Annotated in this window: 11 protein-coding genes; 7 read left to right on the forward strand and 4 right to left on the reverse strand. The window is 65.1% G+C overall.

Going from position 1 to position 14,393, the window contains the following annotated elements; translation table 11 throughout:
* Window positions 1–31: 31 nt before the first annotated feature.
* Window positions 32–916 carry a metallophosphoesterase gene (locus QW863_RS21390; protein ID WP_315717313.1) on the forward strand — a complete coding sequence of 295 codons (885 nt, stop codon included), beginning with the start codon at window positions 32–34 and terminating at the stop codon, window positions 914–916.
* Between the two features lie 15 nt (window positions 917–931).
* On the opposite strand, the gene QW863_RS21395 is transcribed toward QW863_RS21390, so the two are convergent.
* Window positions 932–1,480, reverse strand: a complete 549-nt coding sequence (locus tag QW863_RS21395; RefSeq protein WP_315717314.1) for a hypothetical protein — start codon at window positions 1,478–1,480, stop codon at window positions 932–934.
* Between the two features lie 232 nt (window positions 1,481–1,712).
* Window positions 1,713–1,919 (reverse strand): hypothetical protein, encoded by a 207-nt coding sequence (locus QW863_RS21400; protein ID WP_315717315.1) that lies wholly within the window; start codon window positions 1,917–1,919, stop codon window positions 1,713–1,715.
* A gap of 194 nt (window positions 1,920–2,113) precedes the next feature.
* Between QW863_RS21400 and QW863_RS21405 the strand changes: the two genes are divergently transcribed.
* Window positions 2,114–3,559, forward strand: coding sequence for a short-chain fatty acyl-CoA regulator family protein (locus QW863_RS21405; RefSeq protein ID WP_315717316.1), 1,446 nt, complete (start codon window positions 2,114–2,116; stop codon window positions 3,557–3,559).
* A 921-nt stretch (window positions 3,560–4,480) separates the two neighbouring features.
* Here the strand turns inward: QW863_RS21405 and arsA are convergent.
* Complete coding sequence (arsA, locus tag QW863_RS21410) at window positions 4,481–6,250, reverse strand: arsenical pump-driving ATPase (protein ID WP_315717317.1); 1,770 nt, start codon at window positions 6,248–6,250, stop codon at window positions 4,481–4,483.
* A gap of 588 nt (window positions 6,251–6,838) precedes the next feature.
* On the opposite strand from arsA, the gene QW863_RS21415 reads away from it, so the two are divergent.
* Together QW863_RS21415 and mdoH are read left to right on the forward strand one after the other, a co-directional pair.
* The gene (locus QW863_RS21415) at window positions 6,839–8,344 is read left to right on the forward strand and encodes a glucan biosynthesis protein G (protein WP_316167427.1); all 1,506 of its coding nucleotides are present in this window, start codon (window positions 6,839–6,841) and stop codon (window positions 8,342–8,344) included.
* Window positions 8,332–10,461, forward strand: coding sequence for a glucans biosynthesis glucosyltransferase MdoH (gene mdoH / locus QW863_RS21420; RefSeq protein WP_315717319.1), 2,130 nt, complete (start codon window positions 8,332–8,334; stop codon window positions 10,459–10,461). The genes QW863_RS21415 and mdoH overlap by 13 nt, the downstream gene beginning before the upstream one ends.
* A gap of 18 nt (window positions 10,462–10,479) precedes the next feature.
* Here the strand turns inward: mdoH and QW863_RS21425 are convergent, their stop codons facing one another.
* The gene (locus QW863_RS21425; RefSeq protein ID WP_315717320.1) at window positions 10,480–11,778 is read right to left on the reverse strand and encodes a TadE/TadG family type IV pilus assembly protein; all 1,299 of its coding nucleotides are present in this window, start codon (window positions 11,776–11,778) and stop codon (window positions 10,480–10,482) included.
* A 348-nt stretch (window positions 11,779–12,126) separates the two neighbouring features.
* Here QW863_RS21425 and QW863_RS21430 point away from each other — a divergent pair, with 348 nt between their 5' ends.
* The 3 genes from QW863_RS21430 to QW863_RS21440 all read left to right on the forward strand — a co-directional run bounded on the left by QW863_RS21430 (window position 12,127) and on the right by QW863_RS21440 (window position 14,373).
* On the forward strand, window positions 12,127–12,534 hold the full coding sequence (locus QW863_RS21430) for a hypothetical protein (RefSeq protein ID WP_315717321.1): 408 nt from the start codon (window positions 12,127–12,129) through the stop codon (window positions 12,532–12,534).
* A gap of 110 nt (window positions 12,535–12,644) precedes the next feature.
* Window positions 12,645–13,820, forward strand: a complete 1,176-nt coding sequence (locus tag QW863_RS21435) for a zinc-dependent alcohol dehydrogenase (RefSeq protein ID WP_315717322.1) — start codon at window positions 12,645–12,647, stop codon at window positions 13,818–13,820.
* Window positions 13,821–13,833: 13 nt separating this feature from the next.
* A complete protein-coding gene (locus QW863_RS21440) occupies window positions 13,834–14,373 on the forward strand; it encodes a hypothetical protein (RefSeq protein WP_315717323.1) in 540 nt (179 codons plus the stop codon).
* Window positions 14,374–14,393: the final 20 nt, after the last annotated feature.

The following is a 14,393-nucleotide window of genomic DNA, read 5'->3' on the forward strand; positions in this document are numbered from 1 at the left end:
CTTGCATCCGCCATCGGCACCGAGGGGCATAATGGCTGCCTTCACGCTCGCCCATCTGTCCGACCCGCATCTCGCGCCACAGCACAAGCCGCGCCTGTCGGAGCTCGCCGGCAAGCGCGCGCTCGGCTATCTCAACTGGACGCGCAATCGCTACAAGTACCATCGCCGCGACATCCTCGATCTGCTGATCTCCGACCTGCACACGCAGATGCCGGACCAGATCGCCGTCACCGGCGATCTGGTCAATTTCGCGCTGGAATCCGAATTCCCCATCGCCCAGGCCTGGCTCCGGACGGTGGGGCCGCCGGACAGGGTCACCGCGATTCCCGGCAATCACGACGCCTATGTGCGCTCGACCCGGCTGCGCTTCGCCGAGAGCTTTGCCGACTATTTCGGCGGCGATGCCGAGGGACCGGCCACGTTTCCGTCGCTGCGCCGACGCGGGCCGCTCGCGCTGATCAGCCTGTCCTCTGCCGTGCCTTCGGCGCCGTTCATGGCGACGGGACGGCTCGGCCGCGCACAGCTCTCCGCGCTGGAGCAGATGCTCGAATCGCTGGCGCACGAGCAGCTGTTCCGCGTGCTGCTGGTGCATCATCCGCTGCGCTCGACCCACCGGATGAAGCGGCTGACCGACGCCGGGAAGCTGGTCGGCCTGCTCGCCCGCCACGGCGTCGAGCTGATCCTGCACGGCCACGACCACGTGCATTCGACGATCTGGATCGACGGCCCGGAGCGCAAGATCCCGGTCGTCGGCGTGCCCTCGGCCTCCTCGATCGCACATGGCCACTATCCGGCCGCGGCCTACAACATGTTTGCCATCAGCAGCGACGGCAATCACTGGCGCTGCGACATGACCGTGCGCGCGGTCAACGAGGCGCTGCGCGTGCGCGAGATCCGCGAGGTCCGCCTGCTTTGAGTCGCGGCCAGGCCGTCAGATCTGCTGCAGGCTCGCATAGAATGCGACCCCGAACAGCGACAGCGCGCCGAGCACGAAGCCGAGCACGAACGGCCAGATCCCACCGCGCCGGCGCGGCGCCTCGGCGATCGTCCTCGCCTGAGCCCGCGCGACGCTGAAGGCGCGCTCGCGCTCGACCATGCGGCGGGCGACGTAGTCGGTGACGGCTTTCACGATCGCAGCGATGTCGTGCGACTCGGCGAGCACGATGCGGCCGTTGCGGGTGTCCTGCACAAAGCGGTACTGCCGCTTGTCGCGTCCCATCACGACATGGGCGACGACGTCGATCCACAGCCGCGGCGTCTCACCCTGGCTGATGCCGCGATCGAACAGATCGAGCTGACTCGGGATCTCCGCGAACAGCGGGTCGAGCGCATCGTTGAGGATCTCCAGCCGCGCCACCTCGGCGTCGCGCAGGTCGACCACCACGCCTGTTCGGTCTGCGGCCTCGATCCGGGCCTGGCGCAGCGCTTCGCGCAGGCGCACGGGGCGGGAGTCTGTGCTGCTATCGGCGGCCTCGGACATCGCTCACGCTTTCACGGTTCGGCCCTGGTTTCGCCAGGTTCCCACCGTGTTAACCTAGCAGTAACCCAGTATTCTGCAATCCCCTTTCATCTTCAATGGGTTATAAGCACGCCGTCGTAACCACAAACGGACGTGGGCGGCCCCCTCCGGAATGACCCGGCTGAGACCGCCCCGTCCTTGGGCTCTTCCTCGAGCTTATTCAAATACCCGGCAATGCATTCCTTATCGGCGGTCAGGCCGCCGGAGCGCGCTGCGGCTCCTCGACGATCGAGAAGCGGACGCCAGCCTTGTGGCGGTTCTCCTCGGACACCTCGCGCCAGCAGTCCTCGGCTTCCTTGCGCGACTTGAACGGACCCTTCACCTGGGCCGAGCCTTCCACCAGCTTGTGGAAATTCATCGAGCCGAACTCGCCGCCGATCACCCAGAAATTGCTGCTCATGAGACTCTCCTTGAACCGTCACAACTTTGACAGTGCATTGCGAATTGCGTGACAGGAGATAAACGCGAATCCGGCTGTTTCGTATAGAGCCCTTGTTTTCGAATGGTGATGTCATGTAACATCATCACTTGTCATAAATGTCATTTTGTAAAATTTGTCACAATCCAGGGCTGGCTACCCCCAAGGAGATCAAGATGCCCGGCGAATCCGGAAAGAAGCTGTTCGTCGGCCCGCGCTTCCGGCGCATCCGCCAGCAATTGGGGCTGTCGCAGACCCAGCTCGCCGAGGGCCTCGGCATCTCGCCGAGCTATGTCAACCTGATCGAGCGCAACCAGCGCCCGGTGTCTGCCCAGATCCTGCTGCGGCTGGCCGAAACCTACGACCTCGACCTGCGCGACCTCGCCAGCGCCGACGAGGACCGCTTCTTCGCCGAGCTCAACGAGATCTTCTCCGATCCGCTTTTCCGCCAGATCGAGCTGCCCAAGCAGGAGCTGCGCGATCTCGCCGAGCTCTGCCCCGGCGTCACCCACGCGCTGCAGCGGCTGTACGCGGCCTACACCGAGGCGCGCCGCGGCGAGACGCTGGTGGCGGCGCAGATGGCCGACCGCAACGAGGGCGCCCGTTTCGAGGCCAACCCGATCGAGCGGGTGCGCGACCTGATCGAAGCCAACCGCAACTATTTCGCCGAGCTCGAGCAGCAGGCCGAAAGCCTGCGCGACGCGCTCGACGTGCCGGCCGAAGGGCTCTATGCGGCGCTCGCCGCCCGTCTGCGCGAAAAGCATTCGGTGCAGACGCGGGTCATGCCGGTCGACGTCATGCGCGAGACCTTGCGCCGTTACGACCGCCATCGCCGCCAGCTCCTGATCTCCGAACTGGTCGACGGGCCCGGACGCACCTTCCAGCTCGCGGTGCAGCTCGGCATGGCCGAATGCCTGCCGCAGTTCGAACTCATCATCGGCCGCGCCGGCGCCATCGACGACACCGCGCGCCGGCTCTACCGCATGACGCTCGCGAGCTACTTCGCCGCCGCCGTCATGATGCCCTATGCGCCGTTCCTCACTGCTGCGGAGGCGCTGAGCTACGACATCAACGTGCTGGCGCAGCGCTTCAACACCGGCTTCGAACAGGTCTGCCACCGCCTCACGACCCTGTCGCGCCCGAACGCCCGCGGCATCCCGTTCTTCATGCTGCGCGTCGACAATGCCGGCAACGTCTCCAAGCGCTTCTCGTCGGGTACCTTCCCGTTCTCCAAGTTCGGCGGCACCTGCCCGCTGTGGAACGTGCATTCGACCTTCGACACGCCCGACCGCCTCCTCAAGCAGATCATCGAGCTGCCCGATGGTTCGCGCTATTTCTCGATCGCCCAGATGGTCCGCCGCCCGGTCGCGCCGCATCCGCTGCCGCAGCCACGCTTCGCCATTGGCCTCGGCTGCGAGATCAGGCATGCGTCGCGCCTCGTCTACGCCGCCGGCATGGATCTGGAGAAAACCGAGGGCACTCCGATCGGCGTCAACTGCCGGCTCTGCGAACGCGAAAACTGCGCCCAGCGCGCCGAGCCGCCGATCACGCGCACGCTGATCCTGGATGAGACGACGCGGCGCGTCAGCTCGTTCGCGTTCAGCAATGCAAGGGAGCTGTAGAGCCAACGCTCTCCTCCGCGTCATTCCGGGGCTTGCGCGAGCCGCGCCCCGGAATGACACCGAGTTTGCAGCTCCTCTCTCTGCGTCATTGCGAGCGAAGCGAAGCAATCCAGAGTCGCGCGCTGAGCCCTGGATTGCTTCGGCGCAAGGGCGCCTCGCAATGACGTGGAGAGACATAAGATCACCTTCTCGCGGCGCATCGGCGCCCGAGCTTTGCTGTTCGTTTGCCCCCTTGAATACAGAGGGCGCAGGGAAGACCGGGAGCTCGCCGCCCCCATGGCCCCCGTGCGAAAGAAATGCACGGGGCAGGAACCACAGGTTCGGCTGGGACATCCCGGCCTTCCCTGCGCGATGGCTTTACGGCTTACTCCGTGCTCTCCCCAGGGACCGGCTGTCTTGCCCCTGTCATCAGCGCCATCGTCGGCGCGAACTTGATCTCAGCACCGGGAGATCAGGACCACACGGCTTGATCGTGCGCATCAAACCGTTCGTCGGCACGATCGCTCGCGCTGCGGTTCGATACGCCCATCGCATCCCGCACCCCACGTTCGTGACGACCGCGATACGCCCCTCAGATCGAGGCGGGACGAGCGGAGTGAACATCAAATTCTGAAAAATGGAAACAAGAATATTTTTGCCGATGGGACTGGACACGAGTGATCCAGCTGAACTGGCTGACGAAATCAGTCCATCGGCGCACATAGAATTGACAGCTCGACAGGCCATGAGAGGAGAGCGCGCGCCGCGAATCCAACAAAACTGAGCGGCCGATTTGCCCGACGGGCGGGCGGGGATTTTCGCCGTCGCTGCGTCGCAACGACCGCAACAAACTCGGCCCCTGATCTCGCCATATCCTGCGATCGGGCAATGAAGACGTGATCCCGATAGGGGGAGACCAGATCGCGATCGAGCTGAACGTGATCAAGAACTCGGCATCGATAACGTCTCCAGCTCCTCGATGCCGATGGGAGGCTTGCTTCGCCACGCCATGATGAAAGCGCGCTTGGCCAAGCCGTCCTGAACACGAGCGATCTGCATCCGCTCTCTGGCAATCCGCGCCCGCAGCAGGGGATCGCGAGTTCCGGAGGCGGCGAGGCATTTGTTGATCACCCAACCGAACGGCTCGATGCCGGCGCGCCGCAGGTCCTCCTGGAGAGCGGCGGCCTCCGAAACGGGCGTCGTTTCCGGCAGGGTCACCAGGATGATCTGCGTGTAGGTGGAATCCTGCAACCGCATCAGCGGCGTGATCACCCGGCCGGCACCGCCCGGCTCCAATTGGCTCGTCAACTGGCGATGATAGGCCCCGGTCGCATCGAGTAGGAGCAGGGTATGACCGGTCGGCGCCGTATCGAGCACCACAAAGGCGCTCCGAGCCTCCGCAACCACGTGCGAGAAGGCATGGAAAACGGCGACTTCCTCCGTGCAGGGCGAAGCCAGGTCCTCAAGCAGGAGCGCCTTGCCCTGCTCATCCAGGTCGCGGCCGCGGCTCGCTAGTATTTTCGCGACATAGCGCTCCGTCTCGCGCCGAGGATCGATCCGGTCCACCGTCAGCCCTGGGCTCGCGGCGTCAACGACATCCGTGACGTGGGCCGCTGGATCGGTCGTGCTGAGGTGGACGGCATGCCCGCGCCTCGCGAGGCCGACAGCGATGGCAGCCGCAATCGTCGTCTTCCCGACGCCGCCCTTACCCATGACCATGATGAGGCCGCGATTGCGGTGAGCGATGTCATCGACCAGACGGTCGAGTCCCTGCACGTCAACCGGCACTCCAACTTGTTCGCCAGTCGACGTCTCAAGCCGTGGACCGGACGACGACAACACTGCCCTGAGCGCCGCGAGACCCACAATGTCGAACCCAACCAGTGGGATTTCGTCCCGCGGCAGCTTACGCAGCGAGTCCGGCATCGAGGCGAGAGCCTCATCCTGATCCCGCTCGAGTGAACTTGCGACCGCGTCAGTAGGGTCAGTGGCGTGAAAGCGTCCGTTCACGGCGAGCGTCTGATTGGTGAGATTGAGCCCATCAAGTTCGCTCGACGTTCGCGCCGCCTCCCGGATTGCGCTCCGGTCGGCGCGGGTCACCAGGACCACGGTCGTCCGCCTCGGATCGCTCAGCGCCTGAAGCGCTTGTCGAAAACGATCCTCCTGCATCTTCAAACCGGAATGCGGGCCGAGGCAGGAGGCGCCGCGGCTGTTGTCCTTCAGAAAACCGGTCCAAGCCTTCGGCAGGCTCAGGAGCCGCAGGGTGTGGCCGGTCGGGGCCGTATCGAAGATGATATGGTCGTAACCCGCTCTGTCTCCGTCGAGCAATCCGACGAACTCGTCGAATGCGGCAATCTCGGTGGTGCATGCGCCGGAAAGCTGCTCGCGTATGGTCGATCTCTCCTGATCGGTCACCGTGGGCTCGAGCTGTTCAAGCACGCGAGCTCGGTAGCTCTCGGCTGCGGTCTCAGGGTCGATATTCATCGCGAAGAGCCCTGCCGCGTTCGGCACCGGCACTGGACTGTCAGTTAGTTCAACTTCCAACATCTCGTCGAGGTTCGACGCAGGATCGGTGCTGACCAGAAGGACACGCAACCCACGGTCCGCGAGACTGATGGCGGTCGCACAAGCGAGCGACGTCTTGCCCACACCGCCCTTGCCAGTGAAAAAGAGAAATGGCGTCGGAGCGTTCAGCGCACGCAATCGAAGCATTCAAATCCCTTCCAAGTGATTGTGTGCGACATTGCCGACCCGGGAGCCAATACGATTTTTGTCGCCGACGTTCGTTCGATCCTGTGCATAACCCTGGAATGCCCGACTGACTTTGACGTCCTTTCGGGTGACCAGTCATCCTCCCCGCCTGGATCGGCTGCTGCAGACCAATCGACTGGTAGAGCCTCGGCCGGATTCCTTAATTGCGATAAGTCAACAATCGTGCCGCGGAGCGCAACAGTCGTCGGCATTGCGGCAGCTGCTGTCTGCGATTCCACGACGTGGAAGACCGGCGGCCCGGCCCCGGATGCAGCCCCAAGCCTTCCAGCGTAAGCCACGAGAAGCGAAATTGCCGTGGCTGGCGAGCAGGTCGAATGTTCACGTCTCGGCTCCAAGTTTGTCACGCAGGTCCGTCGCTCACGTTGCGTTCAGAACGGCGCGCCCATGATCTGCACGCGCCGGCGGGATCGCCGGTGGCGCGTTCAGCAGGAAGGGACTCCAAAGCAGCCCCCTCTCGTTGACTTCCGATGGAACCCGACGCCTTCAGAAATGTTGCTCCGCAGTTCCATGCAGCAAAGCGAGAATAAGTTGAATCGCCGTCAGTTCATTCAATCTGCGGCTGCGATCCCGGTCGCCGCATCCTTGACGCGGAGCGCATCAGCCGCGCCGCCTGCGGCGCAGCCGTTCAATGCGGCCTATGTGCGCGACCTCGCGCGCAATCTCGCCGCCAAGCCCTACGCTGCGCCGGATGACAAGCTGCCGGACGCGCTGGCGAAGCTGAACTACGACGCCTACCGCTCGATTCGGTTCTTGCCGGACCATGCGCTGTGGCGCAGTGAGAACCTGCCGTTCCAGGCGCAGTTCTTCCATCGCGGCTCGATCTACAAGGACCGGGTCGAGATCTATGAGGTTGCGGACGGCAAAGCCAGCCCCGTGGCCTATCGACCCGAGGACTTTGCATTCGGTCAGCAAGTCCCGGCCTTCCCGGCGGCCGATCTCGGCTTTGCCGGCTTCCGCGTCCACGCGCCGATGAACCGGCCGGACTACTACGACGAGGTCTGTGTGTTCCTCGGCGCGAGCTATTTTCGCGCCGTCGCCAAGGGCGAGATTTACGGACTGTCGGCGCGCGGGCTCTCGATCGACACCGGCGAGGCCAAGGGCGAGGAGTTTCCGGTGTTCAAGGCGTTCTGGCTGGAGAAGCCGACGCAAGGCGCCACCGCAATGGTGGTGCATGCGCTGCTCGACAGCAAGAGCGCGACGGGCTCCTACCGGTTCACGATCCGCCCTGGCGAGACCACCGTATTCGACGTCGAGGCATCGCTGTATCCGCGCGTCGAGATCGCTCACGCCGGACTGGCGCCGATGACCAGCATGTTCTTCTTCGGACCCAACGACCGCAACGACGTCGACGATTTCCGCCCCGCCGTGCACGATTCCGACGGGCTTGCGATGTTCAACGGCAAGGGCGAGCAGTTGTGGCGCCCCCTGAGCAATCCGCGCGACCTGCAGGTCAGCGTGTTCAACGACCTCAATCCGCGCGGCTTCGGCCTGATGCAGCGGGAACGGACATACACCGCCTATCAGGATCTCGAATCGCATTTCGAACGGCGGCCGAGCCTGTGGATCGAGCCGATCGGCGACTGGGGTGACGGCGCGGTGGTGCTGTTCGAGATCCCCACCAACCAGGAAATCCACGACAACATCGCCGCCTTCTGGCGGCCGAAGACGCCGCTCGCGGCCAAGGGCGAGCACAACATGACCTATCGCCTGCATTGGGGGCCCGATGTGCCGAAGCCGAATACGCTGGCGCGCTTCACGCGCACTGGCGTGGCCACCCGCGGCGAAGGCCGGCTGTTCGTTCTCGAGCTCCAAGGCGACGCCTTGAAGAGCCTCGATCCGAACATCGTCAAGGGCGTGGTCAGCGCGGCGAAATCCGAGGTGACGAACATCGTCGCGCAGCCGAACCCGGAGACGCAAGGTTGGCGGCTCAGCTTCCAATGCGCGGTCGGCGATGCGCCGGTCGAGCTCAGGGCCGAACTGGTTGCCAACGACAAGCCCGTATCCGAAACCTGGGTCTATCGATGGACGCCATGACCGCAGCGCAGCCGCGTCCGACCTATGAGGCTAGCGACGCGAGCTTTCTCCCGGCCGAGGCGCCGCTCGCGATGGTGCCGTCGCCACTCAATCATGCCGCGCCCGGCCGACGTGCCATCACGAGCGGCGGCCGCATCGCATTCCGGCGCGCTCTCATCTTCGCCGGCACCGCGGCGCTGACGCTGGCGGGCTGCTACAAGATGTACGAGGTCGTCGAGGTCGGTGGCGTGACCGTGCTGGAAGGCATGGTACTCGTGCTGTTCTCGATCCTGCTCGCGTGGATCGCCTTTGCCTTCGTTTGCGCGCTGGCCGGCTTCTGCGCCCTGCTGGGGCGGCGGCGCGATACGATCGCGATCGACATCGACGGTCCCCTGCCCTCTTTGTCCGGCCGCACAGCCATGCTGCTGCCGACCTACAATGAGGATCCGGACGCGGTGATGGTGCGGCTGCGCGCCATGATCGAATCGGTCGCCGGGACGGGACAGGCCGAGCGCTTCGACTGGTTTCTGCTCAGCGACACCACCGATCCCGACATCTGGATCGGCGAAGAGGCTGCGTTCGTCGATCTGCGCCAATCCTGCGGCACAGATCGGGTGTTCTACCGCCACCGGGCCGACAATGTCGCCCGCAAGTCCGGCAACATCGCCGACTGGGTGCAGCGCTTCGGCGCGGCCTACGACTATATGATCATTCTTGATGCCGACAGCCTGATGAGCGGCGCGACCGTGGTCCGGCTGGCCCATGCCATGGAGAACGCGCCGCAGGCGGCGCTGATCCAGACCCTGCCCGTGATCGTCAACGGCACCAGCCTGTTCGCGCGGCTGCAGCAGTTCGCGAGCCGGCTGTACGGCCCGATGATCGCGGCCGGCAATGCGTGGTGGTACGGCGCGGAAGGCAATTACTGGGGCCACAATGCGATCATCCGGGTCGCGGCCTTCGCGCAAGACGCGGCGCTGCCCGAGCTCCCCGGGCGCAAGCCGTTCGGCGGACATATCCTGAGCCACGATTTCATCGAGGCCGCCCTGATGCGCCGCGCCGGCTGGGGAATCTACATGACGGTCGATCTCGACGGCAGCTTCGAGGAGGTGCCGCCGTCGCTGATCGATCACGCCGCGCGCGACCGGCGCTGGTGCCAGGGCAATCTGCAGCATCTCGCCGTGCTGCCGGCGCGCGGCCTGCACTGGGTGTCGCGGCTGCACCTGCTGATCGGCATCGGCGCCTATGTCACCGCGCCGTTGTGGTTTGCCTTTCTCGTGCTCGGCATCCTCATCTCGCTGCAGGCCAACTTCGTCAGGCCCGAATATTTCCCCAAGGGCTTTGCGCTGTTTCCGACCTGGCCGGCTCAGGACCCGGTGCTCGCCGCCCAGGTCTTCGCGGCGACGCTCGGCCTGCTCATGGTGCCGAAGCTGCTCGCCTGCCTCGTCACGTTGTTCACGCCGACGCGACGCCGAGGCTTTGGCGGCGGGTTGCGCCTCTGCGTCGCCGTGCTGGCGGAAACGCTGCTCGCGGCCCTGATCGCGCCTTCGATGATGATCTTCCAGTCGATCGCCGTGATCGAAATCCTGATGGGGCGCGACGCCGGCTGGCAGGTGCAGCGCCGCAGCGACGGCGGCGTGAGCCGGCAGGAGATCCTTCGCAAATTCGCGCTGCCGACGGTATGCGGCCTGGTCATGGCGGCGAGCGCCTATGCTGTCTCCGTCCCCCTGCTGGCCTGGATGTCGCCGGTCATCGCCGGCCTCGTGCTGTCGATTCCGATCGGTCTGCTCACGGGCGGCCGCAGCACCGGCGCGCGCCTGTTCACGACGCCCGAGGATCGCGCTCCGCCGCCGGTGCTGGTCCGCGCCAAGCAGCTTGCGGAGAATCTGCGGCCGGATCGCCGGGCGGCGCTGGTCGAACTGCGCCAGAACGCCGGTCTCTGCCGCCAGCACGTTGCGTCCCTGCCGCCGCCTCGGCGTCGCGAGCCGGGCGACATCGACGTCGACCTCGCCACCGCCAAAGCGCGGATCGCGGGGGCCGGCTCGTTCACGCAGGCGATCCGCTTCCTGTCGCGCCGTGAGATCCTGGCCGTGCTCAGGGATGGCGCGACGCTGGAGCAGCTCGTCGCACTTCCCGCATGAGCGCCTGGACGACCTGCCCTATTTGGTCAGATGCGCCGATGCGATCGCCTGCTGGAACAGCGCGGTAAGCGCTGCGCCGATGCTGCCGCTCGAATCGACCTCGTAGTAGTAGCCCGGGCTGGCGCACGATTTCATGATGCCGCTGATCGAATCCCGCCATGGCGCGATATAGGTCGTGTACCAGCTGTTGTTGGTGATCGCGAGATAGGTGGTGTAGAGCACGGCGATCTTGATGCCACGAGCCTTCAACGCATCGCAGGTCGTCGTGTTCAGCGGTTCCTGGCAGCGGCCGCCCGAGAGAACTGTCTTGCTGCAGGTGGTCGGATAGGAATAGTCGGCGACGCCATCGGAGACGAAGAACAGCCATTTCTGCGGGCTGGTCGACGAGCCATCGCCCTGGGTCGGGATGACGCCGTTCATCGCGGACATCGCACCGTCGAAATCGCTGCACATGTCGTTGTTGTAGCCGCTGTAGGGGATCGTCATCAGGTCGAGCGAACCGACCGACGATTTCACCGAGGACATGCTCGAGGACAGGCTGGCGATGGTCGTCAGGCCGAGCGAGCCGCAGTCGCTGCCCAGGCTGTACACCGCCATGCGGTACTGGTTGCTGACGACCTGGCTGGCGGTCGCCGTGTCCGTGAGCGACTGCGTCGCGCTCCGGACGACGTCGATGCGCATCGTCACGCCCTTCTTCTTGGCGATGGAATAATAACTGTTGGTCTGCAGCGTCTTCTTCGAGCTGGACGTATAGGTGTCGTGGCAGGCGAAGGCGCACTTGTCGGACGTCGCATTCTGCAGCGTCGTCATGTCGGCCGTGGTCGCGCCGAGACCCTGCGACGGCGAGTTGTCGAGCAGAACGTAAAAGTCCATGTAGGTCGGGAACGAGGCCGAAGCCGACGACGAGGCCGAGACCGTCATGGTCGGGTAGCCGAACATGTGCATGAAGGCCGTCTTGACCACCACGGTGGCGCTGCCGGTCACGGTCCGCGCGGTGACGCTATCGCTGATATCGATGTTCAGCGAGTCCGCCGCCAGATTGTGCGCCGACATCTGGCCGTTGAACATGTTGGTCGCCGCCGTCTTGGCGTCCGACGCGGCGCCGCGCATGGCGGTGTAGCCGGTCGCGGCCAGCATCGCGGCGTCCATCGAAGCCGACAGCTTCGCCTTGGCGCGCACGGCCATCGAATAGTCGATCGCCGAGCCGACGAAGGCGAGGATCGGGAGCAAAGCAAGCGCGAAGATGATCGCGATGTTGCCGCTCTGGTCGCGACGGAACCGCGACAATAGCCTGAGGTATCTATTTCCGGCCAGCACGGCCACACTCCAACGAACACGGTGATGTTGCCGGGAATGTTGCGGATCAAGCGTTGCATTGGAATTGATGGAATTGCCGAGAATTGGTTACGTTGCGTTTCCGATTGTCGTAAGCGGCCTTTCTGCGGTGCCGTTGCACCACTCGGAGCGACATGACCGCCATGCGGACGCTTTTTTTTGGCGGGCCCCGGCATCGAATGCCGGACGGATCTCATCGGCCCGCCGCCCCTGATCGGCGCGGCACCCCTCCTCTGGTACCCCGATTGCAAAGCGGCGGCACCGATTGCATAGTCCGCGCGGTTTGCAGCGCCGGGGCGCGCTGATTCTCTGGGGGAGTTGGGGACGACGATGGCGGATGCCGATCTTGATGCCGTGATCCGGCAACTGGCCAAGCAGCAGAACAAGGCCATTCTGGCAGCGGCGAAGAAGCGCAAGGACCGCTTCAACGGCATGGCCGTCAAGGCCAAGGACAAGGACGCCAAGGAGCGCTTCAAGCTGCTCGCCCGCGAGGCGGTCGAGCAGGCCAATGCCGCTGCCCGACGGCTCCTGATCTCCGCCGACAACGTCGCCGACAGCTACGCTCGCGCGATGCGCCAGGCCGCCGCCGCGGAGCTGCCCAGGAAGCCGGAGACCAAGCAGCCGGAGAAGAAGGCCGACGGTGCGGCGGCCAAGCCGCAAGGCGGCAAACAGGCTGGCAAGGCTGCCAGGAGGGATCCTGCGAGGCCCGCGCCGAAGAAGGCCGCCCGGAAGGCCTGAGCCGGCCATCGAGCGCGGGACGCCGCGCCACTCCGGAAAATTCCGCGCTCGATAGCAACCATCGCCGCGCCCTTCGACTTGCCTCCGCAACATTCTGTCCGGAGGACCGTATGAAGGCGCTGGTTTGGCATGGCAAAGAGGACATTCGCTGCAACACCGTCAGCGATCCCGAGATCGAGCATGACCGGGATGCCATCATCAAGGTGACGAGCTGCGCGATCTGCGGCTCCGACCTGCATCTGTTCCACAACTACATCCCGGCGATGATGCCCGGCGATATCATGGGCCACGAGACCATGGGCGAGGTCGTCGAGGTCGGTTCCGGCGTCAACGGCAAGCTCAAGAAGGGCGACCGCATCGTCGTTCCCTTCACCATCATCTGCGGCGAATGCGAGCAGTGCCGGCGCGGCAATTTCTCGGTTTGTGAGACCACCAACCGCAACAAGCATCTCGCCGAGAAGGTGTTCGGACACACCACCGCGGGCCTGTTCGGCTACACGCATCTCACCGGCGGCTATCCGGGAGGCCAGGCCGAATACCTGCGCGTGCCGTTCGCCGACGCCACGCACATCAAGGTTCCCGACGGCATGACGGACGAGCAGGCGCTGTTTCTCAGCGACATCTTCCCGACCGGATGGCAGGCAGCCGCGCAATGCGACATCGAGCCGGACGATACGGTCGCTGTGTGGGGCTGCGGCCCGGTGGGACAGATGGCGATCCGCAGCGCCATCCTGCTCGGCGCCTCCCAGGTGATTGCGATCGACCGCATTCCGGAGCGGCTGGCGATGGCCGAGGCCGGCGGCACCATCCCCATCAATTTCGACAAGGAGAGCGTGGTCGGGCGGCTGAACGAGCTGACCGACAACAAGGGCCCGGAGAAGTGCATCGATTGCGTCGGCTTCGAGAGCCACGTCACCCTTGCGCAGCCCGACAGCGTGATCGATCGCGCCAAGCAGATGTTCATGCTCGAGAACGACCGGCCGCACGTGCTGCGCGAGATCATCTATGTCTGCCGTCCCGGCGGCATCGTCTCGATCCCCGGCGTCTACAGCGGGCTGTCCGACATGGTGCCAATGGGCGCGCTGATGAACAAGGGCCTGACGATCCGCACCGGCCAGACCCACGTCAACCGCTGGACGGACGACCTCGTGCAGCGCATCGAGGATGGCCAGATCGACCCGTCCTTCGTCATCACCCACACCGTGCCGCTCGCGCAGGGACCTGAGATGTACCGCGCCTTCCGCGACAAGCAGGACAGCTGCGTCAAGGTCGTGCTGAAGCCATAAGGGATCGCATCGCATGTTTCATTTCTCGAATCTCGTGAGATCCAAGGGCGACCCCAAGATCATCTCGACCGGCCCCAGCTCGCTGACGCCGGCCGATCGTCTGGCCCGCGGGCTCGGCTGGTTCAGCATCGTGCTCGGCACGCTGGAGCTGCTGGCGCCGCACCGCGTCACGCATGCGCTCGGCATGGAGGGCCGCGAGGGACTGGTGCGGGCCTATGGCGTGCGCGAGCTGTTCGCCGGCGTGCTCACGCTGTCGGTGGAGAAGCGGGCCGGCCTGCTGAGCCGCGTCGCCGGCGACGGGCTGGACATGCTGACGCTGGCCGGTGAGCTCAGGCCGAGCAATCCGCGCGCGGGCAGCGTGCTGGCGGCGCTGGTCATGGTCGGAGGCATCACGGCGCTGGACTACATGTGCGCCCAGGACGTCAAGAGGCAGCACGATCCGCGGCGCGGCCGCAAGCGCCTCTATAGCGACCGCAGCGGCTTTCCCAGGGGAATCGCGGCCGTGAAGGGCGCGGCGCTGCCGCGGCCGTCGCGCAGCACCGCCGCGACCTAGCCGGCCTGTGACAAAGCGTC

Source organism: Bradyrhizobium sp. SZCCHNR1017, assembly GCF_032381375.1.
GTDB lineage: Bacteria > Pseudomonadota > Alphaproteobacteria > Rhizobiales > Xanthobacteraceae > Bradyrhizobium.